Source organism: Pseudomonas tehranensis, assembly GCF_014268615.1.
Taxonomy (GTDB): domain Bacteria; phylum Pseudomonadota; class Gammaproteobacteria; order Pseudomonadales; family Pseudomonadaceae; genus Aquipseudomonas; species Aquipseudomonas tehranensis.
In genome coordinates this window covers 13,681-34,390 of record NZ_JABWQV010000031.1, presented here as the reverse complement: position 1 = coordinate 34,390, position 20,710 = coordinate 13,681, and the positions used below count along the sequence as shown (strand labels likewise).

Below are 20,710 nucleotides of genomic sequence, written 5' to 3'. Positions count from 1 at the left end.
ATCGCGAGCAGGCTCGCTCCCACAGGGGGACGGGGGGTGTTGCTAATCACGGTCAACGCAGATCAAATGTGACGGATTCGAAGTTCATCGTAATTGTCACTGAAACCCGGCAGGCGCTGCGGCTATAGTTCGCAGGCCGTCCATGGCCTGATCTGCATAAGGTGCCCGGTATGACTCGATCGACTTCCCTGACTCCCTGGCTGGCGGCCCTCGCCCTGGTGCTGTGCGCACAAGGGGCGGCCCAGGCTCAGGAACGTTTCACCCTCAGCATTCCAGGTGTGTCGGATAACAGGCTGTTCACCGCGGCCGCCGCCAGTGACGCCAACAACTGCGGCGGCAAGAACATTTCCCCGGCCTTGAGCTGGACAGCGGGCCCGCCTGGCACCCTTAGCTACGCCATTGTCATGCACGACCCGGACGGCCAGAAAGGCCAGGGCGTCGACCACTGGGTTCATTACGGCATCAAGGCCAGCACGCGGCAGATCCCGACGGGTATGGGCACCCAGTCCACCCTTGAAGGCATAAGCGGCACCAACAGTAAAAACACCCGCGGCTACATTGGCCCTTGTCCGCCCATCGGCGACAGCGCTCATCATTACCTGATCCAGATATACGCCCTCGACCTGCCCCCGCACGCCCTGCCAGCCGGCCTCACACGCCCTCAATTGATGGAAAGAATCAACGGTCACGTCTTGCGCAACAGCAGTGTAGTGCGTCGCTACCACCGCTAACCCAAGCAACAGATTCCTGTGGCCAGGGAGCTTGCTCCCGCTGGGTTGCGCAGCAACCTCCAACCACAAAATTGGCATCACGCGCCAAAAGCGAGCACTATCGAGCCCCTGTTCATTCATACCGGAGGATGGCGATGACGCAGAAACCCGACGGCATCGCCCGCCTCAAGAACTGCCCCACCAAAGGCGACGAAATACGCCGGGCCATCGCCCAGAGCCGCAAGGATTTCCTGCCTGCTGAAGAGGCCGAAGACGCTGAGCCAGACCAACTACCGGCACAGCCCATGGACGACGGCCAAGACGCCTGAACCGTCCTTCTCAAAAACTTTTCTTGTTTAAATCTGCCCATGACTGCCACCACTCATCTGCCAGACGCCCGATTCAGCCGATCCGACTACAAAACCCTGGGCCTCGCCGCCCTGGGTGGTGCGCTGGAAATCTACGACTTCATCATTTTTGTCTTCTTCGCCCTGACCCTCAGCCAGCTGTTCTTTCCCCCGGAAATGCCCGAGTGGCTGCGCTTGCTGCAAAGCTTCGGGATTTTCGCCACTGGCTACCTGGCACGGCCCCTGGGCGGCATCCTCATGGCGCACTTCGCCGATCGCCTGGGGCGCAAGCGGGTGTTCAGCCTGAGCATCCTGATGATGGCCTTGCCCTGCCTGCTCATCGGCGTGATGCCGACTTACGCGCAAATCGGCTATTTCGCCCCGTTGTTGCTGCTGGCGCTGCGCATCCTGCAAGGCGCGGCGGTGGGCGGCGAAGTGCCGAGCGCCTGGGTGTTCGTGGCCGAACATGCACCGCTGCAGCATCGCGGCTACGCGCTGGGTTTCCTCCAGGCCGGTCTGACCTTCGGCTACTTGCTGGGCGCTCTGACCGCCACGGCGCTGGCGCAGATATTCACTGCAGCAGAAATTCTCGATTACGCCTGGCGCTTGCCGTTCCTGCTGGGTGGGGTCTTCGGTGTAATCGGCGTCTGGCTGCGCCGCTGGCTGAGCGAAACGCCGATCTTCATGGCCCTGCAAGCCAAGCGCGAAGGCGCGACGGAACTGCCGCTACGCACTGTGCTGCGGGACCATCGCCAGGCCTTGTTGCCCGCCGCCATCCTCACCTGCGTACTGACGTCCGCCGTGGTGGTGTTTGTGGTCATCACCCCGACCGTGATGCAAAAAAGCTTCGGCATGACCCCCAGTCACACGTTCGCCCTGAGCAGCCTGGGCATCGTCTTTCTGAACATCGGCTGCGTCCTGGCCGGCCTCATCGTCGACCGCATCGGTGCCTGGCGCACTGTCATGCTCTACAGCCTGCTGTTGCCGATGGGCATCGCCGTGCTCTACGCCAGCCTGATCAGCGGCGGCGCCTGGCTGGGCCTGGCCTACGCTGTGGCGGGCCTGGGTTGCGGCGTGGTTGGCGCGGTGCCATCGGTGATGGTCAGCCTGTTTCCGCCGAAAATCCGCGTATCCGGCATCTCGTTTACCTACAACATTGCCTATGCCTTGTGGGCCAGCGTGACGCCGTTGGTGCTGATCGCACTGGTGCCGTGGAGCCCATGGGTGTGCGTGGGGTATTGCGTGGTGATGGGCGCGGTGGGTGTGGGCGCGGCGGCGTATTTTCCCGCCCGGCACTCGAAGACCGCGCAGCCCTCGTTGGCCTGTGGATCGTAAGGACTCTGCCCCAGGTGCACGACTACACTCATGAATGACCCCGTTTCCAACTCGAGGAGGACGGCCATCATGAAGGCGCACAAGCACGACCTGCTGGAACAAGTCCTGATTGCCCACGGCGGTCTCGAGCGCTGGAACACTTTCAACACTGTCCAGGTCACTCTTGTGACCGGCGGCTCGTTGTGGGCCATGAAGGGGTTAACGCAAGACAATGCTCCACGGCAGATGACCGTCTGGCTGCATGAGCAGCGCGCCTCGGTCATGCCGTTCGGTGCACTGAACCAGCGCACCGCGTTCACGCCGGATCGCATCGCCATCGAAACCACCGAGGGCAAAGTGATCGCTGAGCGTTCCGACCCCAGGGCTTCGTTCTTCAAGCACGAGCCAACCACTCCCTGGGATCCGCTTCATCGTGCCTACTTCAATGGCTATGCGCTCTGGTCCTACCTGACCATGCCGTTCCTGTTTACTTTTCCGGGCGTCACCACCCAGGAACTGGAACCCTGGAAGGAAGGCGGACAGGTCTGGCGCCGCTTGCGGGTGAGCTTCCCGGACACCCTCGCCACTCACTGCCCGGTCCAGGACTTCTACTTTGGCGACGACTATCTGCTGCGTCGGCATGATTACACCGTGGACGTGAGCGGTGGCCTGCCGGCGGCCCAGTATGTGGAGGACTACATCAAGGCCGATGGGCTGCTCGTGCCCAGCAAGCGGCGAGCATATCGGCGCGATGCCGATGATCAGGCGGTGGAGGGGGAGTTGCTGGTGGCGATTGATATCAGTCAGGTTCGTTACGCCTGACCGGCAGCTCAAAGGCGCTCGCGCAGAAAATCCACAAAGGCGCGAGTTCTTGCCGAGCGGCGTCGGTCTTGGCTGAACACGGCGCTGATGGGCAGCGCTACGGGTTGATAAGCATCCAGCAGGCTGGACACGGTTCCCTGGCGAACATCCGCGGCGAATAACCACTGCGGTGAAAGCGAAATGCCCAGCCCGCTAAGAACCATCTCGCGGATTGCCTCGCTGCTGTTGCTGGTGACATTGCCCCTGATCATCACGCGGTGCTGCTTGTCCTGCTGGTCGAAACGCCAAACGTCGTAGTGCTCCAGCAGCGTGAAGCCCAAGCAATTGTGGCGGGCAAGATCCGCCGGCTCCAGCGGTGTGCCGTGTTGTTGCAGGTAGGCGGGAGCGGCGTACACCCGGCGCGGACTAGCGCCGAGGGAAACCGCGACCAGCCCTTCGTTTTTCACCACGCCGATACGAATGGCGACGTCGATGTTTTCTTTCAGCACATCTTCATTTTGGTCGTTCAGTTTCAGGTCGATTTGGACCTGTGGATGGCGCGCCAAAAACTCCCCGATCAAGGGCGCAATGCACAGCCGCCCGAAACTCACCGGTGCGGCCACACGCAAAGGACCGGCGATCTGCTCCTGGCCACGGGTGAAGCTGAGCCGTGCCGTGTCGAGGCTGGCGAGTATTTCCTTGCTGTGGCTATAGAAACGCTGTCCTTGGTCGGTCAGCGCAAGATGGCGAGTGCTGCGGGCAAACAACGCACCGCCAAGGTGTTGTTCCAGTGCGCGGATCTGCTTGCTGACCGCTGGTTGACCCAGGTTCAGCTCCCGGGCGACCGCCGAGAACGAACCGCGCTCTACCACTCGCACGAACACCTGCATCGCGTCGAATAGATCCATCGGGATTTGGCCTCTGGTTGGAATAAATCCTATCCATAGTTGCTTACTTATCGGAATGCGTCGACGGCCGCAACATGTACTCACCCACTCATTGGAGGTTTACTGTCATGAACAACACCATGTTCGCCGTCATTGCCCAAACCGCTCAGGCTCCGCTGGTCGTTCGCCACATCCCCCGGCCTGTTCCCGGCAATGGACAGGTATTGATCAAGGTTCACGCCGCAGGGATCAATCCTCTGGATACCAAGATCGCGGCAGGTGGTGGCGCTCATGCCCGCCAGCCGCTGCCCGCCGTACTGGGCATCGATTTGGCCGGAACAGTCGTTGAGCTGGGAGAGGGCGTGCACGATTTCGCCCCCGGCGATGACGTGTTCGGCATGGCCGGCGGGATCGGCGGCGCCCAGGGTGCGCTGGCCGAATACATTGCCGTCGATGCTCACCTGATTGCGCTCAAGCCCGGTTCATTGAGCATGCGCGAAGCGGCAGCCTTGCCATTGGTCTTCATCACCGCCTGGGAAGGGTTGGTAGACCGGGCCAATGTTCGGGCCGGCCAACAAGTGCTGATCCACGGCGGCGCGGGCGGCGTCGGTCAAATGGCCGTGCAAATTGCCAAGGCCCGCGGCGCCGAGGTCTATGCCACCGGCTCGGCCACCAGCCTGGATTTCATCCGGGAACTGGGCGCGACCCCTATCGACTACCGGGCGCAAGACACTGACAGTTATGTGGGCCTGTACACCGATGGCGAAGGTTTCGACATCGTCTACGACACCGTCGGCGGCTCGACGTTGGATGCGTCCTTCAACGCAGTGAAAACCTATACCGGCCACGTACTCAGCTGTCTCGGCTGGGGACAACACAGCCTGGCACCGTTGTCGTTCAAGGGGGCGAGTTACTCCGGGGTGTTTACCTTAATGCCGCTGCTGACCGGCAAGGGGCGCGAGCATCATGGGCAGATATTGCGCGAGGCAGCGGCTTTGGTTGAGGCCGGGGTGCTGCGGATCAAGGTAGACCCGCATCGGTTTGGCCTGGGAGACGTGAATGAGGCGTTTGCGCAAGTAGCCCAGGCGCGTGGGCAAGGGAAGACGGTGGTAGAGATGGCGGGGGAGTAACGCTGGTCTGTAACTGTTATCCGCAAGCCGCCCCCATAAAATCGCCCCGGTCTGTAACGGCCGGGGTTTTGTCGCCATCCGCTGCCGCCAAAACTTGAGAACCCCTCCAAACGCCGTAGAATGCTGCTGCCACTATGCCGCTACCTTTCAAGGACGAATTCAGACATGCGAATTTTTGCCCTATTCCTGGCCCTCTGCCTTATGGCGGGTTGTGCCTCCAAACCCGATTACTACATTTCCGCCACTCCGGTAACGATCCCCAAAACCGCCACCTTCTGGATCGACACCTTCGACGTTGAAGTCGTAGGCAAGAACGATCGCTTTTTGCCTGATGAAAAGGTCCGTGAGCAATTGCACACCGACCTGATCGGCCGCCTGCTCGAGGACAATCGCTATGCCTCCAGCAAGGAAGCCGCCGATTATCTGCTGGACGTCAACAGCGTCTACGCGCGACGTATTCAAGACACCCAAGGTGGCTTCATGAGCAAGATCGTTGCCGATGGCACGTTCCTCGCCAGTGTCGATTTCAGCTATCAGGTCAAGGTGAAGAAGGCCGGTGCCGAGGTATTGCACTTTGCTCAGGCTCGCGAGGGGCTGATGCCGGGCGGCGCGGTCGGGCAATTTCAGAACATGAGAAGCATGATGGGTGCTCTGACCAACAGAGGTAACTCCGCTGTCGAAGGCTTTTACACCGGCCACTTGAGCAGCTTTATTGCCGACGACCTGCGGGCCATCCCGTCCCGCTAGTCCTGCCCGCGTATAAAAAATCTCGTGGTCGTTAACCCGAACCACGAGTGCCTTGCGTCTGACCCTGTGAACGGATCATTCATTCACGAGGTTCAGCCCATGTCCCGTCCTCCTTCATACCTACGTCCTGCTGCCCAGGGCTTTGCCGTGACCTTGCTGGTGGCATTGGCCGGTTGTGGGTTGTCTTCGTCCCGGGAGGCTGCCAAGCCGGCCGAACCGCCGTCTGCGTCCCCGGCCCCGGTGCAGCAAAGCGAAGTCGCTTACGTGCACGAGCCTCTGGTCAAGCGCATGGCCGCCCCGGCTTCGATGCCTTCGCCAAGGGTGCGCAGCGATGCTATCGCAGGGGATTACCGCGCCGAGCCCCGCGAGCAGTATGAAAAACTGCCGGACAACCCCATTCATAGCGTTGCCCAAACGCCGGTATCGACCTTCAGCGTCGATGTCGATACCGGCAGCTACGCCAATGTGCGACGTTTGCTCAATCAAGGTAGCCTGCCGCCCGAAGGCGCTGTGCGACTGGAGGAAATGGTCAACTATTTCCCTTACGACTATGCCTTGCCCACCGACGGTTCTCCCTTCGGCGTGACCACTGAAGTGGCCCCGTCGCCCTGGAACCCTCACACCCGCCTGTTGCGCATTGGCATCAAGGCGAGCGATCGCGCCGTGGCGGATCTGGCGCCGGCCAACCTGGTATTTCTGGTGGACGTTTCCGGTTCCATGGACCGGCGCGAAGGCCTGCCGTTGGTCAAAAGCACCCTGAAACTGCTGGTGGATCAATTGCGCGAGCAGGATCGGGTGTCTCTGGTGGTGTACGCCGGCGAATCCCGGGTGGTGCTCAAACCGACCTCGGGCCGCGACAAGGTCAAGATCCGCAACGCCATCGATCAGTTGGACGCCGGCGGTTCCACCGCCGGTGCGTCGGGTATCGAGCTGGCCTATCAGATGGCTCAGGAAAGCTTTATCGACAAAGGCATCAATCGCATCCTGCTGGCCACCGATGGCGACTTCAACGTGGGTATCAGTGACTTCGACAGCCTCAAGCAAATGGCGGTGGACCGGCGTAAAAGCGGCGTATCCCTGACCACGCTGGGCTTCGGTGTGGATAACTACAATGAACACCTGATGGAGCAACTGGCCGACGCCGGTGACGGCAACTACGCCTACATCGACAACTTGCTTGAAGCGCGCAAGGTCTTGGTGGACCAGCTCAGTTCAACTCTGGCAGTAGTGGCGCGGGATGTGAAACTGCAGGTGGAATTCAACCCCGCCCAGGTCAGTGAGTATCGGCTGTTGGGTTATGAGAATCGCGCGCTCAAGCGTGAGGATTTCAACAACGACAAGGTGGATGCGGGCGAAATCGGTGCGGGGCACACGGTGACCGCCTTGTATGAAATTGTTCCAAAAGGCGAGCAGGGCTGGTTGGAACCGTTGCGGTATGCGAGCCCACCCAAGCTGGACGGCAAGACAGGGGAGTTGGCGATGCTGCGCGTGCGCTATAAGCCCGTTGAAGGCGGGAGTAGCCGTTTGATCGAGCATCCTATTGGCAGCACGCAAAAAAATGACAAGGCCAGCGATGACTTGCGCTTCTCGGCCGCTGTGGCCGCCTTCGCCCAACAGCTCAAGGAGGATGGCCGCTACACTGGGACCATGAGCTTGAAGGACACCGTGCAATTGGCCCGTTCCGCCCGGGGTGATGATCCGTTTGGGCTGCGCGCCGAATTTGTCCAGTTGGTGGAGCTTGCGCAGAGTCTTGAACGCTGATCCTGACCTCGACGAGGATCAAATGTGGGAGCGAGCCTGCTCGCGATAGCGGTGGAACGATCACCATCATCATTGATTGATCCGCCGCCATCGCGAGCAGGCTCGTTCCCACAGTATTCTCTTGTCGGCTGCCAGAACTGTGTTGACCGCAAAGGAGTTCGCCACCCACATGCCCGCGCCGCTTGATTGCCCCAGCGACGAATCGCTGCTGGCCCGCTACCGCGATGGCGACGGGGCTTGTTTCGAAGCCCTGTACGCCCGCCATCGTCAAGGGCTTTACCGTTTTCTCGTGTCCTTGAGCAATAAAACTGAACTGGCCGAGGAAATCTTTCAGGACACCTGGCTCAGCCTGATCCGCAGCACTACCCAGCCACAAGGGCGGGCGAGTTTTCGTACCTGGTTGTTTCAGATTGCCCGCAACCGCTTGATCGATCACTGGCGCAAACACGGTGTCCGCAACCCGCTGCACGACAGTTACGACGAACAGGTTCATGTCCAACCCGACGACACCAGCAACCCCGAACAGCAGTTGAGTCTGAGTCGCGATCAGGCCCGCCTGGACGCCGCGTTGCAAGCCTTGCCCGAAGACCAGCGGGAAGTCTTCCTGCTGCGCCTGCACGGCGACCTGGAGCTGCCGCAGATCGCCGCCCTGACCGGCGCCCCGCTGGAAACGGTCAAAAGCCGCTTGCGTTACGCCCAGCAGAAACTGCATCGACTGCTGGCCGAGGAGGTACCCGCATGATTGATTCCAAACAGACCCCGGATTCCGACGAGGAAATGCTCCTCGAGCATTTTCGCCAACACGCCAGCGGCGAGCCGCCCGCGTCTCTGGACGCCTTCATCCTGGCCGCCGCCCGTCGCGAAGCCCCGACGCCCGCGCCGAGCTTGTGGAAACGCTGGCTGCAGGCCTGCCAACGGCCACGCTGGCAGATGGCATTCGCCACGCTCGCCGGTGTCGCGTTGATGATCGGTCTGGTGCTGCGCTCGCCAGTGCCCCAAGGCGATTTGTCCGCGCCAGCCCCGATGGAGTTTTCCGCCAATCGCCAGGAGCCTGCCGTCGCCGCTGCACCGCCGCCCGCCATGCCCGCTCCCGCGCCGATAGCCCGGATGGCGCCCCAGGGTGAAAGGGCCCGAGCCCAGGCAAGCACTGACCAGGTCCTTGCGGATAAGCCCGCGGCGAAAATGAGCAAAAGCGCGCCCGTTGCACTGCCGTCGCTGGAGCAGGAACTGCTGGAAATCCTGCGCTTGCGTCAGACCGGAGATACCAAGGCGGCTGATGAGAAGCTGCTTGCGCTGCATAAGCGCTTTCCCGAGGAGGATTTGCCGGCGCGGTTAGAGGTGTTGCAAAAGCGTTGAGTAAAAAACCAGATTCGCCCCTTTGATGTCTGACCACTCGCCTGGACGGTGTCTGGAAAATCGGGGGCGATTCACAACCGCCTTAACCACACCTGCGCCCTGCAAGCATTCGATAACACCCGCCACGGCAGTCGAGTGGACCCGATCACCTGCGGCGCTGAATGTGCCATGGCGTGCCATAGCGATCAGGGTACGAAGTTCCGTGATCATGACAATTGATAAATTTTTCTTTTGCTCATGATCAGAACATATAGTTTTTTCTGAATCTTGTTGCTGGATACGATAATCCACTCACCAATGAGCCAGCGCCGTACCGGCGAACGCGGTAGATGGGCATGGCGTGGCGGACCGCCACTTCATCAACAATCTGTTTGCCAGGTAGGCGCGAAAGGAGCGAACTCATGCAAACACTCAAGGTTGCCATCGCTGGTTTCGGCGGCGTGGGACGTGCCACAGCCGACCTGCTGCTGTCCCGGCGCGAGCGCTATCGCCAGGTTTACGGCGTGGACGTTCGCCTGGTGGCGGTGTGCGGATCACGTGCAGGCCTGGCTGACGCGAACGGCCTGCAAGCGAACCAGTTGGATGCCCTGCAGGCTGGTCTGTCAGGACCGGATTTCGTGATGGCGAGCGGCGCAGATGTTCTTATCGAGGCCGGGCCGAGCGATTTTCGCAGTGGCGAGCCGGGTCTTGCTTACCTTCTTACGGCGCTGGCGGCCGGCCAGGACTGCATCGTGATATCGAAGGGCGCCCTGGTCCACAGCGGGCGACAATTGCGCGAACTCGCGCAGGCCTCGGGGGCAATGCTCAAACTCAGTGGGGCGGCGGCCGCCGCCCTGCCGACACTCGACCTGCTCGACCATAGCTTGGCCGGCTGCAAGGTGCTCGCCATCGAGGGCATCCTCAACGCCACCACCAACTACCTGCTTGACGCCATGAGCACGCAGGGCCTTGGCTTCGATGCGGCGTTGCGTGAAGCGCAGGCAGGAGGCTTCGCCGAAGCTGACCCGCGCAACGACACGCAAGGCTGGGATACCGCCTGCAAACTTCTGCTGCTGGCCAACTTCGGTCTTGGTGCCGACCTGACGATGGACGACCTGGTGGTCGAAGGCATTCAGTCGGTCACGGTAGAGCGCATCGAGGCCTGGCGCGCGAAGGGGCTCGTGCCCAAGCTGGTCGGCAGCCTCACCCGCGCCGACGGTGCGATCCGCGCCAGCGTCGGCATCAAGACCTATCCGCTGTCCGACCCGTTCGCCCTCGTAAGCGGGAAGAACAAGGCGATCCGTATCAGCAGCGACGCGATGGGTGAGACGCTGGCGATCGGCTGCGGTGTGGAGCCGATCGCCACCGCAGCGGCCGCCCTGAAGGACCTTGAACACATTCTCATGGCCAGGGCCGCGCGGTCCTTCTCTGTTTCGGAATGCTCATCATGACCCTGCGTACCTTGCAAGCCATCCGCCATGTCGGTTTCGAAGACCTTGGCAGCTTTGAGGCGCCGCTGCGCAAAGCCGGCTACACCATCGAGTACGTCGAAGCGGCAGAGCGCGACCTCGGCCTGCTCGACCCGCTTGATGCAGAGCTTCTGGTGGTCCTTGGCGGCCCGATTGGCGTCTACGATCACGCCAGCTATCCGCTCCTCAGCGACGAGCTAGAGCTATTGCGAGCACGTCTGGCGGCTGACCGACCGACGCTCGGTATCTGCCTCGGTGCGCAGTTGATGGCGGCAGCTCTCGGGGCGCGCGTCTATCCTGGGCCGGCCAAGGAGATCGGCTGGTCGGCCCTAGACCTGACGCCGGCCCTTGAACATCAGCCCCTCGCCGCGCTGCGCAACGTGCCCGTTCTGCACTGGCATGGTGACACCTTCGACCTGCCGCAAGGTTGTAGCCTGCTTGCGTCCACCCCGCTCTGTCGCACTCAGGCGTTCTCCCGCGGGCCAAACGTTCTCGGTCTGCAGTTTCATCCTGAAGTCAGCGGCGCACGATTCGAGCATTGGTTACTGGGGCATGCCAGTGAGCTGGCCACGTCAGGCATCGACCCCGTCGCCTTGCGTCGCGATGCAAAGCGCTATGCAAATGATCTCGAGAAAGCCGGGGCCATCTTGCTGGACCAATGGTTGGCGGGCATAGATCAATAGTGGCCGACGCACGTGAATGCTGACCATCCCTGCCAAAAGCAATCCATTGACCGCATAAATGTTCCAGAACCGTAACCCTGTCCAATTTTCAGGCGACCACTCTGGAGATAGTAGCGATGCCTTTCAGAAGGATTGAGGGACTGAGGGCCTACTCAAAACGGGCCTCTCTCTAGACGTCGCCATGCTTGCAGCCCTGTGCTTAAGCCATGGCGATCATCAGCATTCACGCGCGAACACACATCAGGTGATCGAAATGACCAATCCAAAACTCGAAGTGCTGACACCCAGCAATTGCCAAGTGATTTTCATCGATCAACAGCCGCAAATGGCATTTGGTGTACAAAGCATTGATCGGCAGACATTGAAGAACAACACCGTGGGTCTGGCCAAGGCCGCAAAGATTTTCTCGATTCCAACCATCATCACCACGGTCGAAACAGAGAGCTTTTCGGGCCATACCTATCCGGAATTACTGGCTGTTTTCCCTGAAGCACCGATCCTTGAGCGTACCTCGATGAACTCCTGGGACGACCAGAAAGTACGCGATGCGCTGAAAAAAAATGGCCGTAACAAAGTTATCGTCTCGGGCTTGTGGACCGAAGTCTGCAATACCACCTTCGCGCTGTCAGCGATGCATGATGCCGGCTATGAAATTTATATGGTGGCCGACGCCTCGGGTGGCACCAGCCAAGCTGCACATGATTACTCCATGCAACGCATGATTCAGGCTGGCGTTGTCCCGGTTACCTGGCAACAGGTGCTGCTGGAGTGGCAGCGTGACTGGAAGAACCGCGACACCTACGACGCCGTCATGACATTGGTCAAAGAGCATTCTGGCGCATATGGAATGGGCGTCGACTACGCCTACACCATGGTGCACAAGGCGCCAGAGCGCGTCACACACGGACCGACGCTGGAGCCTGTCGCGGCGAAGATCTGACTTCTGCCGGGTCGACCCAGCAGGTCGGCCCGACTGCAAATCAATGGACTCCGGTAGCGGGTACACCCTGGGTATACGCCGTTTTTTGCGCAGCGCAGTACTGCCATTAGCCCCCTGCTAAACCCTGCTTGATCCCTCGCTCACACAGCAGCAGTGCCGTCCCAAAACCACACATTCATACAATTTCCGCCCCGAGTCTTGCGCAAACATAACCCGCAACGTGGTCACCCAGGTTCCTGCCGTACGCGGCATTACCTGGTTAGCCAGTTATCCCGTCAGTGCGGTGGTGGACACGCTGAGTATCGTGCTGCTGGTGGTTTATTTGTTCATGCCAATGATGACCCGGTGGTTAGCTGCCTGGCTCAACCCACAACGTCGCGAGGAATGATTATGAGTGAGGATCCGTCAGACAAAAGCCGTCGCCAGTTTCTCGCTACCAGCTCAGTTCTCGGGGCAGCGGGAGCACTCTGGTCTGCCCTGCCTTTTGCCGGCTCCGCCGGCACCTCTTTCGCCAACTCCCCGGGAGGCTCCATGAAAGCCGATTTGATCCTTTATAACGGCCGTCTGCACACCGTGGATCGGGAAAAGCCGCACGCTACAGCTGTCGCCATCAAGGACGGAAAATTCATTGCCGTGGGCAGCGACGTAGAGGTCATGGCGGTCCGCGCAGATGCGACACAGGTTATAGATCTGCAAAAGCGCACGGTGATACCAGGTCTCAATGACTCGCACCTGCACCTGATTCGTGGTGGTCTGAACTACAACCTGGAACTGCGCTGGGAGGGTGTTCCATCTCTCGCCGACGCGTTACGGATGCTCAAAGATCAGGCCGATCGCACACCTGCTCCGCAATGGGTGCGGGTGGTGGGTGGCTGGAATGAATTCCAGTTCGCCGAGCGCCGCCTACCGACCCTGGAGGAATTGAACAAGGCCGCACCCGATACGCCGGTATTCGTCCTGCATCTTTATGACCGCGCCCTCCTCAATCGGGCGGCACTGCGCGTTGTCGGCTATACCCGTGACACGCCGAACCCGCCGGGCGGAGAGATTGTCCGCGACAGCAATGGCGAACCCACCGGCATGCTGGTGGCAAAACCCAACGCGATGATTCTCTACTCGACCCTGGCCAAGGGGCCAACGCTGCCGCTGGAATACCAAGTCAACTCGACACGCCAGTTTATGCGCGAACTCAACCGCCTCGGCGTGACCAGTGCCATCGATGCTGGCGGTGGTTTCCAGAACTATCCGGACGACTACGAGGTAGTCCGCGAGCTGGCCAAGCACAACCAGTTGAGTGTGCGCATCGCCTACAACCTGTTCACCCAGAAACCCAAGGAAGAGCTGACCGACTTCAAGAACTGGAGCGGCATGGTCAAGCCTGGCGATGGCGATGACTTCTTCAGGCACAACGGGGCCGGCGAAATGCTGGTGTTCTCTGCCGCAGACTTCGAAGACTTCCTCGAACCTCGCCCAGACCTTGCGCCGACTATGGAGCAGGACCTGGAGCCCGTGGTCCGTCACTTGGTGGAGCAGCGCTGGCCGTTCCGGCTGCACGCGACCTACGACGAATCCATTTCGCGCATGCTCGATGTCTTCGAGCGAGTCAATCGCGACATTCCCTTCAACGGCCTGCCATGGTTCTTCGATCACGCGGAAACCATCAGTGCGAAGAATATCGAGCGGGTACGCGCCCTTGGCGGTGGCATTGCCATTCAGGACCGCATGGCCTTCCAAGGCGAGTATTTCGTCGACCGTTACGGCAGCAAGGCCGCCGAGCAGACCCCGCCTATTCAACGCATGCTGGCCGAAGGCGTACCCGTGGGTGCGGGAACTGATGCAACCCGCGTCTCTAGCTACAACCCCTGGACGTCGCTTTATTGGCTGGTCAGCGGCCGAACCGTTGGCGGGCTGGAGCTTTATCCCAACGGTCTTTCACGTGACACCGCACTGCAGCTCTTTACCCATGGCAGTGCCTGGTTCTCGTCAGAGCAAGGCAAGAAGGGCCAGATCAAGGTCGGGCAACTGGCCGATCTCACGGCCCTGTCGGCGGACTTCTTCAGTGTCGAGGAAGAGGCGATCAAGTGGATCGAATCAGTGCTGACCATCGTCGACGGCAAAGTGGTCTATGGTGCCGCGGAGTTCGACCAGCTGTCGCCCCCCAGCCTGCCGGTCATGCCGGACTGGTCACCGGTTGCCAAGGTCCCCGGCCACTGGCGTCCCGCTTCACCACTGCTGACTCAGGTGCATCAATGCTCAGGCCCTTGCGCGGTGCATGCGCACAGCCATGACAAAGTGCGCCGGTCATCCGTACCCATCAGCGACTACCAAGGCTTCTGGGGCGCCTTCGGCTGCTCCTGCTTCGCTTTCTGACCATGGATACGGCTATCGAAAAGCGCTCCCCCTGGAGCGCGCTGCGCCATAGCACTTTCCGCTGGCTATGGCTGGCCAGCATCGCCTCCAACATCGGCACCTGGATGCACGAGGTAGGGGCCGGCTGGTTGATGACGACGCTGTCAGCCAGCCCCATGCACGTTGCCTTGGTGCAGGTTGCAGGCTCCGCGCCGATGTTCTTTCTTGCTCTTCCCGCCGGTGCCATGGCCGACATCGTCGACAAGCGTCGCTACCTGCTCAAGGTGCAAGTGTGGATGGCCGTGGTGGCGATGCTCCTGGCTCTGCTCACGCTCAACGGCATGATGACCGTCTCGCTGCTGCTGCTCCTCACCCTGGGCATGGGCGCGGGGACGGCGCTGATGATGCCGGCCTGGTCAGCGTTGACGCCCGAGCTGGTCGACAAGCGCGACCTTGGTTCGGCCATCGCCCTGTCCAGCCTCGGCATCAACGTTGCCCGAGCCATCGGGCCGGCGGTTGCCGGGGTGCTGGTCAGCCTCAGCGGCCCCTGGGCCACCTTCGCGCTGAACGCCGTGTCGTTCTTCGCGGTGATGGCGGTGCTGTATACCTGGAAACGCGAACAGGCACCTGCGCTGTTCCCGGCGGAACGGCTGCTCGGGGCCATGCGTGCAGGCTGGCGCTACAGCTGCAGCTCCCAGCCGTTGCAAGCGGTGCTGGTGCGGTCGGCGGCATTCTTCGTCGGCGCCAGTGCTGGCATGTCGCTGCTGCCGCTGATCGTGCGCGGTGAGCTGAACGGCAGCGCCAGCGATTTCGGCCTGCTGCTCGGCAGCGTCGGCATCGGTGCAGTGCTCGGCGCGACTTTACTGCCGCGCATCCGTGATGCGGTGAAACCCGATCACCTGGTAGCTGGCTCCAGCCTGCTCTACGCCTTGGTGCTTGCCGCCCTGGCCGGGGTGCGCAACTTGTACTGGCTGATACCGGTGATGATGATCAGTGGCGCGGCCTGGATCGCCGTGCTGTCGAGCCTGCAAATGGCGGCACAAACCTGCGTACCCAACTGGGTCCGGGCGCGGGCATTGTCGGTATACATCCTGGTGTTCTTTGGCAGCATGGCGGCCGGCGGCGCGCTTTGGGGCTTGGTCGCCAGTCACCTGTCGATCAGCCTCACCCTGCTGATCGCCGGTGGGCTCCTGCTGATGGGCATCGTGCTGACCCTGCGCTTCCACCTGCCGGTGACCGAAGCCGAAGACTTGGCACCGTCCCTGCACTGGCCTGCTCCCATTCTGAGCGACGAACAGGATCAGGAGCGCGGACCGGTCATGGTCACCCTTGAGTACCAGATCGATCCGCCGCAGACAGAACAGTTTCTCGTTGCCATGAAAGATGTACGCAGCATGCGAATGCGCAATGGTGCCTTTTCCTGGGGACTGGTCCAGGACAGTGAGCGTCCGCAACGTTGGCTGGAATTCTTCTTTGATGAGTCCTGGCTTGAACATATGCGCCACCACGGCCGGGTGACCCGCGCCGAACAACGCACCGAGGCTGCGGCTCGCCAGTTCCAGGTTGCTGGGGTGGCCATACGCATTCAGCACTACCTGGCACCCACTAAGCCCGACATTTGAGCGCATGGGATCAGGGATGAATACAACCGTACTGTTCATACATGGCGAATGGCTGTCTGCCGCCGCCTGGGATAATTTCTCCAGCCGCTATCGGGCATGTGGCTACACCTGCATTGCACCCTCCTGGCCCTTATCGGAGGGGGCGCCAGAGAGGCTGCGCGAGGCGCCACATACCGACTTCCCAAGGCTTGGGATCACACAAATAATTGAGCACTATGCAGCGCTGATTCGGCGCATGCCTCAGCCCCCTTTGCTGATTGGCCACTCGCTGGGTGGCCTGCTCGTACAGATACTTTTGGATCGTGGTCTTGGCTGTGCCGGGATATCGATTACAGCGATGCCCCCTCGTGGGTTAATGCCTCACTTGAGCATCCTCTACAAGGCGATCCCCATGCGCATGGCTTGGGGCAGTTGGAAGCGAGTCATGTATTTTCCGCTACGAGAATCTGCCCAACAATTGACTCGGTTTTTGGCGATCCAGGATTTTTCGCTGCTACATGCAAGCCATATCGTGCCAGCACCGGGGCGGATTTTCTTTGAAGCGGCTTTCGGTATTGGTACACATGTCGACTTTGCCAATGACCACAGAGCACCGTTGCTGTTGATCGCCGCCGAGAACGATCACAGCATACGGCCATGCCTGGTGACGTCGAACTATCGGCAATACAATCGCTCGGCGGCCAGTACCTCGCTCAAGTGCTTTGCCGGGCACAGCCACTGGCTCATCGCCGAACCCGGTTGGGAGCAAATAGCTGACTACACAATTGAATGGGCGCAAACTCAACTGGGTCGCTTTTGATTAATTTCAGGTTCGCGCGGTGATCAGCGTATTGGGCTTTTCCCCAGCCAAACAGCAGAAGCCCACCCCAGGAAGTCGCTGGCGCACCTGCACGGCGCTGGCAATCTATATGCTGTTGATTGGCCTGCCATGGTTTAGTCCGGCCGTCACGGCCGCCGACTACTTACTGGACAAGCTGGAGCACCACCGCTGGACCGTCGCTGATGAAGGCCCCAATCAGGTCGGGGCCTTGGCTCAGACCCGAGACGGTTATCTCTGGCTTGGAACCAACGATTCGCTCTATCGCTTTGATGGCCTGGACTTCGCGCGATACATACCGCCAGACGGCAATCCGCTGGGTATCATTTCCGTACTCAAGGCGGAGGATGAAGGCTTGTGGGCGGGTCTGCGTGCAGGCGGCATTAGCCTGATCACCGACACAGGCATCACCCGTTACCCAGTCAGTGCTGGATTGCCTGGCGGGGTGATCTATAGCATCGCCAAGGATCGCAGTGGCGCAGTCTGGATCGCCGCCAACGATGGTTTGGCGCGTTTTGACGGTAACGCGTGGCAACGTATCGGTACCGAGTGGAACTTTCCGGGGCGAAATGCCCGTGCTGTGCTCGTCGACCGTGATGGCACGCTATGGGCAGCCAATGAAGATCGCCTTTTCTACCTGCCGTCAGGCGCCAAAGCATTTATCGATGCCGGCATTGCGGTGGGTTGGGTGAGTCATATGGCTCAGGCTCCGGATGGGGCCATCTGGATGGCAGAGCGGTATGGCGGTTCGCTGCGCCGAATCGTGCCAAACGAAGGGGATGCGGCTACCCAGGTGACCGTCATCGATGGTGCCAATGGTTTGTTATTCGACAGCACGGGGGCGCTATGGGTGGGCACCAGCGGTAAAGGCGTTCGCTATGTACACGCCTCTGCCAGCCTCAGTGCTCTATCGATAACTGACGTACGCAGTCACCAAGAAGCGTTCATGGCCAAGGATGGCTTGAGTGCAGATATCGTTCTCCCATTACTCGAAGATGTCGACGGCAATATTTGGGTGGGCACCAGTGCCGGGCTAGACCGTTTTCGGCCAAGCGCTATGGTCTCGGCCGCATTTCCACACAACGCCCAGAATTTGGCATTGGTTGCCGGTGCGGCAGGCAGTGTCTGGGCAGGTACCAGCAACCAACCGGCAATGCGCCTGAGCAGTACTGGATTGGCCACTCTGGATATACCGGCACCGATTAGTAATGCCTTCAGTGATGTTAACGGTGATATCTGGATGGCTGGCAGCAAGGGTATCTGGCGTGCGCAAGGCGACAAAATCGAGCGAGTCGCGTCATTGCCAACCCAGGATGGGCTTGACTCAGCCGTCCGCGCGATGACGCTCGATCAGGCGGGCAACCTGTGGGTTTCGATCAACCGCAAGGGGCTGTTCGTTCTTCGAAGCGGGCGTTGGTCAATGGTTGCGCCGCCGAATGCTGATCCAAGCCAGTTAATGCCTGTCACCGCTACCACCGATCCTCTTGGCAGACTCTGGTTCGGCTACCGCAATAATCTGATTGTGACCCACGACGACAAGGACCAACGACACTGGGGGGCAGACGAAGGCTTAAAGGTGGGTCATGTCACGGCGATGCTGCATCAGGGCCGCCTCACCTGGGTGGGTGGCCAGCGTGGAGTGGCCTTCTTCGATGGTGAGCGCTTCCACAGCCTTCACCTACCGGACAATGGGCTGTTCGACAATATCTACGCGATTCTAGCCGTACCTCCCAGAGAACCAGAAGGTGATGGGAGCTATGATCTCTGGCTCCATGGCAAAGCCGGGGTTTATCAGTTGACCGCTCGTGAGGTAAAGCGCGCCATCGCTGACCCGCAATACCCGATACGTTACCGCAGCTATGAGGTGATTGGTGGCCTGGCCAATGACCCGCACCAAGTGCTCCCATTACCCACTGCAGTGCGTAGCACGGATGGACGTCTATGGTTCAGCACCAGTAAGGGCGTGACCTGGATTGATCCGACTCGCTATGTGCAGAGTAAAGCGGCCCCCAAGGTAGTCATCCAATCACTCAATGTCGATGGTAAGGAGCCCCGGCCAAGTGAGTTGTCACAACTGGGCGCAGAGCCAAAGAGAATCGAAATCTCTTATGCCGCGCTGAGTCTCTCAGGCATGCAAGGTTTGCACTTTCGCTATCTGTTAGAGGGGTTCGACACGGACTGGCAGCAGGCGGGTTCAAAACGTAGTGCCATCTATACGGGGCTCGGCCCCGGGGATTATCGGTTCCGCGTATTAGCCTCCAATCAGGATGGAATACTGAGTACCGAGGAGGCCGTGCTCAGCTTCAGTATTCGACCCGTTTTCTACCGCACCCCACTCTTTATAATGTTGAGCGGTCTAGCAGTGGCGAGTATTTTGTGGATGCTGCATCGGTTCAATGTTCGCCGTTCAGCCCAGCATCTGCGTGACCGACTTGAGGAACGCCATGCCGAGCGCGAGCGAATCGCCCGTGAGCTGCATGACACCCTACTCCAAGGTGTGCAGGGTCTTATGTTGAGTTTCCAGGCGGCCACTGAGCAAATCCCCAGCACTCATCCAGCACGATGCAAAATGGAGAGGGCGCTAGACCGCGCAGATCAGGTTTTGGTGGAGGCACGAGAGCGGGTGAGTAACCTGCGTGATCTGAACGAGCCTGCTCTGAATCTGATCGATGCATTTGCCGCTGTCACGAGTGAGCTGCAGCTAGAAGGCAGTACGCGCTTTACCCTGAACAGCCACGGCACGCCACTGCCACTGCACCCTATAGTCGGAGAAGAAAGCTACCGGATAGGCTGTGAAGCGATCATGAACGCCTTTCGACATGCCAATGCGCAGAACGTGGAAATCCGGATCGTCTACACCCGGCACGCATTTCAGCTAAGCGTTGGCGATAATGGTAGCGGCATCGACCCACAGTATCTGCCGCCCAATGTACGCCCCGATCACTGGGGCTTATACGGCATGCTGGAGCGGGCCCAAAAAATAGGCGGCCGGCTGTCTATTCAGAGAGGAGTCCACAGTGGCACTGAAATTCAACTGACTGTACCCGCGTTAACGGCCTACCGACGTATCCCGCGACGTCTCAGTCGGTGGCTACGTGCATTGACCCAATTGAGGCCCTAAGCGTGCACTCGGCGAATGAACAGATACGCGTGCTGGTCGTCGATGACCATCCTCTGCTGCGCGAGGGTATAGCCGCCGTCCTTGAAGCTCAATCAGACATAGTGCTGGTCGGCGAGGCAACCAATGGCTGCGAAGCGCTTCAGCTATTTCGCTCGCTGCGCCCGGACGTCACCCTGATGGATCTACAAATGCCTGAGATGGATGGCATCGAGGCGATTCATGCCATTCGCGCCGAGTTTCCTGGCGCGCGCATTGCCATCCTGACCACCTATCGGGGTGATGTACGGGCATTGCATGCAATCAAGGCGGGAGCGCTCGGCTACTTATTGAAAAGTAGTCTGCGCAAGGAACTGCTGGATGCCATCCGCTCCATTGCTGCCGGCAAGCGCCATATCCCGGCAGAGATTGCTGTTGAGCTGGCTGATCACTTAAGCCGCGACTCCCTGACCGCTCGAGAAATCCAGGTCCTGCAATGTGTCGCCATGGGTAAACCCAACAAGCAAATCGCGACGGAACTCATGATCGCGGAGGACACCATCAAGGGGCATTTAAGAAGCATCATGGACAAGTTGGGGGCCAGCAATCGCACCCATGCGGTCACCCTCGGCATTCAGCGCGGCATCATCACTGTGTAATACCCCACTTTTGAGGGGGGCGCGCGCCCCCCATTGTTGTCT

At 60.2% G+C, this 20,710-nt stretch carries 20 protein-coding genes; 18 read left to right on the top strand and 2 right to left on the bottom strand.

Annotation, left to right across the window (positions count from 1 at the left end):
• The first annotated feature begins 170 nt into the window (after positions 1-170).
• The 4 genes from HU811_RS08620 (at position 171) to HU811_RS08605 (ending at position 3,193) form a co-directional block, all read left to right on the top strand.
• A complete protein-coding gene (locus HU811_RS08620; RefSeq protein WP_186655301.1) occupies positions 171-731 on the top strand; it encodes a YbhB/YbcL family Raf kinase inhibitor-like protein in 561 nt (186 codons plus the stop codon).
• A 134-nt stretch (positions 732-865) separates the two neighbouring features.
• Complete coding sequence (locus tag HU811_RS08615; protein WP_186655299.1) at positions 866-1,039, top strand: hypothetical protein; 174 nt, start codon at positions 866-868, stop codon at positions 1,037-1,039.
• Positions 1,040-1,078: 39 nt separating this feature from the next.
• The gene (locus tag HU811_RS08610) at positions 1,079-2,392 is read left to right on the top strand and encodes an MFS transporter (RefSeq protein ID WP_186655296.1); all 1,314 of its coding nucleotides are present in this window, start codon (positions 1,079-1,081) and stop codon (positions 2,390-2,392) included.
• Positions 2,393-2,461: 69 nt separating this feature from the next.
• On the top strand, positions 2,462-3,193 hold the full coding sequence (locus HU811_RS08605) for a hypothetical protein (protein WP_186655294.1): 732 nt from the start codon (positions 2,462-2,464) through the stop codon (positions 3,191-3,193).
• Positions 3,194-3,201: 8 nt separating this feature from the next.
• Here HU811_RS08605 and HU811_RS08600 read toward each other — a convergent pair whose 3' ends face one another.
• On the bottom strand, positions 3,202-4,080 hold the full coding sequence (locus tag HU811_RS08600; protein ID WP_186655292.1) for a LysR family transcriptional regulator: 879 nt from the start codon (positions 4,078-4,080) through the stop codon (positions 3,202-3,204).
• Between the two features lie 107 nt (positions 4,081-4,187).
• Here HU811_RS08600 and HU811_RS08595 point away from each other — a divergent pair, with 107 nt between their 5' ends.
• From HU811_RS08595 to HU811_RS08575, 5 genes are all read left to right on the top strand, one after another.
• A complete protein-coding gene (locus tag HU811_RS08595) occupies positions 4,188-5,189 on the top strand; it encodes a zinc-dependent alcohol dehydrogenase family protein (RefSeq protein WP_186655290.1) in 1,002 nt (333 codons plus the stop codon).
• A 165-nt stretch (positions 5,190-5,354) separates the two neighbouring features.
• Positions 5,355-5,936 (top strand): hypothetical protein, encoded by a 582-nt coding sequence (locus HU811_RS08590; RefSeq protein ID WP_186655289.1) that lies wholly within the window; start codon positions 5,355-5,357, stop codon positions 5,934-5,936.
• Positions 5,937-6,035: 99 nt separating this feature from the next.
• On the top strand, positions 6,036-7,697 hold the full coding sequence (locus HU811_RS08585; protein WP_186655288.1) for a vWA domain-containing protein: 1,662 nt from the start codon (positions 6,036-6,038) through the stop codon (positions 7,695-7,697).
• A gap of 169 nt (positions 7,698-7,866) precedes the next feature.
• Positions 7,867-8,439, top strand: a complete 573-nt coding sequence (locus HU811_RS08580) for an RNA polymerase sigma factor (RefSeq protein WP_092403267.1) — start codon at positions 7,867-7,869, stop codon at positions 8,437-8,439.
• Positions 8,436-9,053 (top strand): hypothetical protein, encoded by a 618-nt coding sequence (locus HU811_RS08575; RefSeq protein WP_186655287.1) that lies wholly within the window; start codon positions 8,436-8,438, stop codon positions 9,051-9,053. The genes HU811_RS08580 and HU811_RS08575 overlap by 4 nt, the downstream gene beginning before the upstream one ends.
• Here HU811_RS08575 and HU811_RS08570 read toward each other — a convergent pair.
• Positions 9,030-9,344, bottom strand: a complete 315-nt coding sequence (locus tag HU811_RS08570; RefSeq protein ID WP_186655304.1) for a hypothetical protein — start codon at positions 9,342-9,344, stop codon at positions 9,030-9,032. The two genes, HU811_RS08575 and HU811_RS08570, sit on opposite strands and share 24 nt — an antisense overlap.
• 110 nt (positions 9,345-9,454) lie before the next feature.
• Between HU811_RS08570 and HU811_RS08565 the strand changes: the two genes are divergently transcribed.
• From HU811_RS08565 to HU811_RS08525, 9 genes are all read left to right on the top strand, one after another.
• Entirely contained in the window at positions 9,455-10,483 is a 1,029-nt protein-coding gene (locus tag HU811_RS08565) for a homoserine dehydrogenase (RefSeq protein WP_186655286.1), read from the top strand.
• Complete coding sequence (locus HU811_RS08560; RefSeq protein WP_186655285.1) at positions 10,480-11,184, top strand: glutamine amidotransferase; 705 nt, start codon at positions 10,480-10,482, stop codon at positions 11,182-11,184. The genes HU811_RS08565 and HU811_RS08560 overlap by 4 nt, the downstream gene beginning before the upstream one ends.
• A gap of 253 nt (positions 11,185-11,437) precedes the next feature.
• A complete protein-coding gene (locus tag HU811_RS08555) occupies positions 11,438-12,124 on the top strand; it encodes a hydrolase (RefSeq protein WP_092453099.1) in 687 nt (228 codons plus the stop codon).
• Positions 12,125-12,344: 220 nt separating this feature from the next.
• Positions 12,345-12,512 carry a putative antibiotic biosynthesis monooxygenase gene (locus tag HU811_RS08550; protein WP_225248409.1) on the top strand — a complete coding sequence of 56 codons (168 nt, stop codon included), beginning with the start codon at positions 12,345-12,347 and terminating at the stop codon, positions 12,510-12,512.
• Between the two features lie 143 nt (positions 12,513-12,655).
• The gene (locus HU811_RS08545) at positions 12,656-14,494 is read left to right on the top strand and encodes an amidohydrolase (RefSeq protein ID WP_186655283.1); all 1,839 of its coding nucleotides are present in this window, start codon (positions 12,656-12,658) and stop codon (positions 14,492-14,494) included.
• A gap of 2 nt (positions 14,495-14,496) precedes the next feature.
• On the top strand, positions 14,497-16,095 hold the full coding sequence (locus HU811_RS08540; RefSeq protein ID WP_186655281.1) for an MFS transporter: 1,599 nt from the start codon (positions 14,497-14,499) through the stop codon (positions 16,093-16,095).
• 16 nt (positions 16,096-16,111) lie between these two features.
• Positions 16,112-16,894, top strand: a complete 783-nt coding sequence (locus HU811_RS08535; protein ID WP_186655279.1) for an alpha/beta hydrolase — start codon at positions 16,112-16,114, stop codon at positions 16,892-16,894.
• Between the two features lie 19 nt (positions 16,895-16,913).
• Positions 16,914-20,033 (top strand): sensor histidine kinase, encoded by a 3,120-nt coding sequence (locus tag HU811_RS08530; RefSeq protein WP_367616233.1) that lies wholly within the window; start codon positions 16,914-16,916, stop codon positions 20,031-20,033.
• Between the two features lie 29 nt (positions 20,034-20,062).
• Positions 20,063-20,668: a response regulator transcription factor gene (locus HU811_RS08525; RefSeq protein WP_256244097.1), complete on the top strand. Its 606-nt coding sequence runs from the start codon at positions 20,063-20,065 to the stop codon at positions 20,666-20,668.
• The last annotated feature ends 42 nt before the right edge of the window (positions 20,669-20,710 follow it).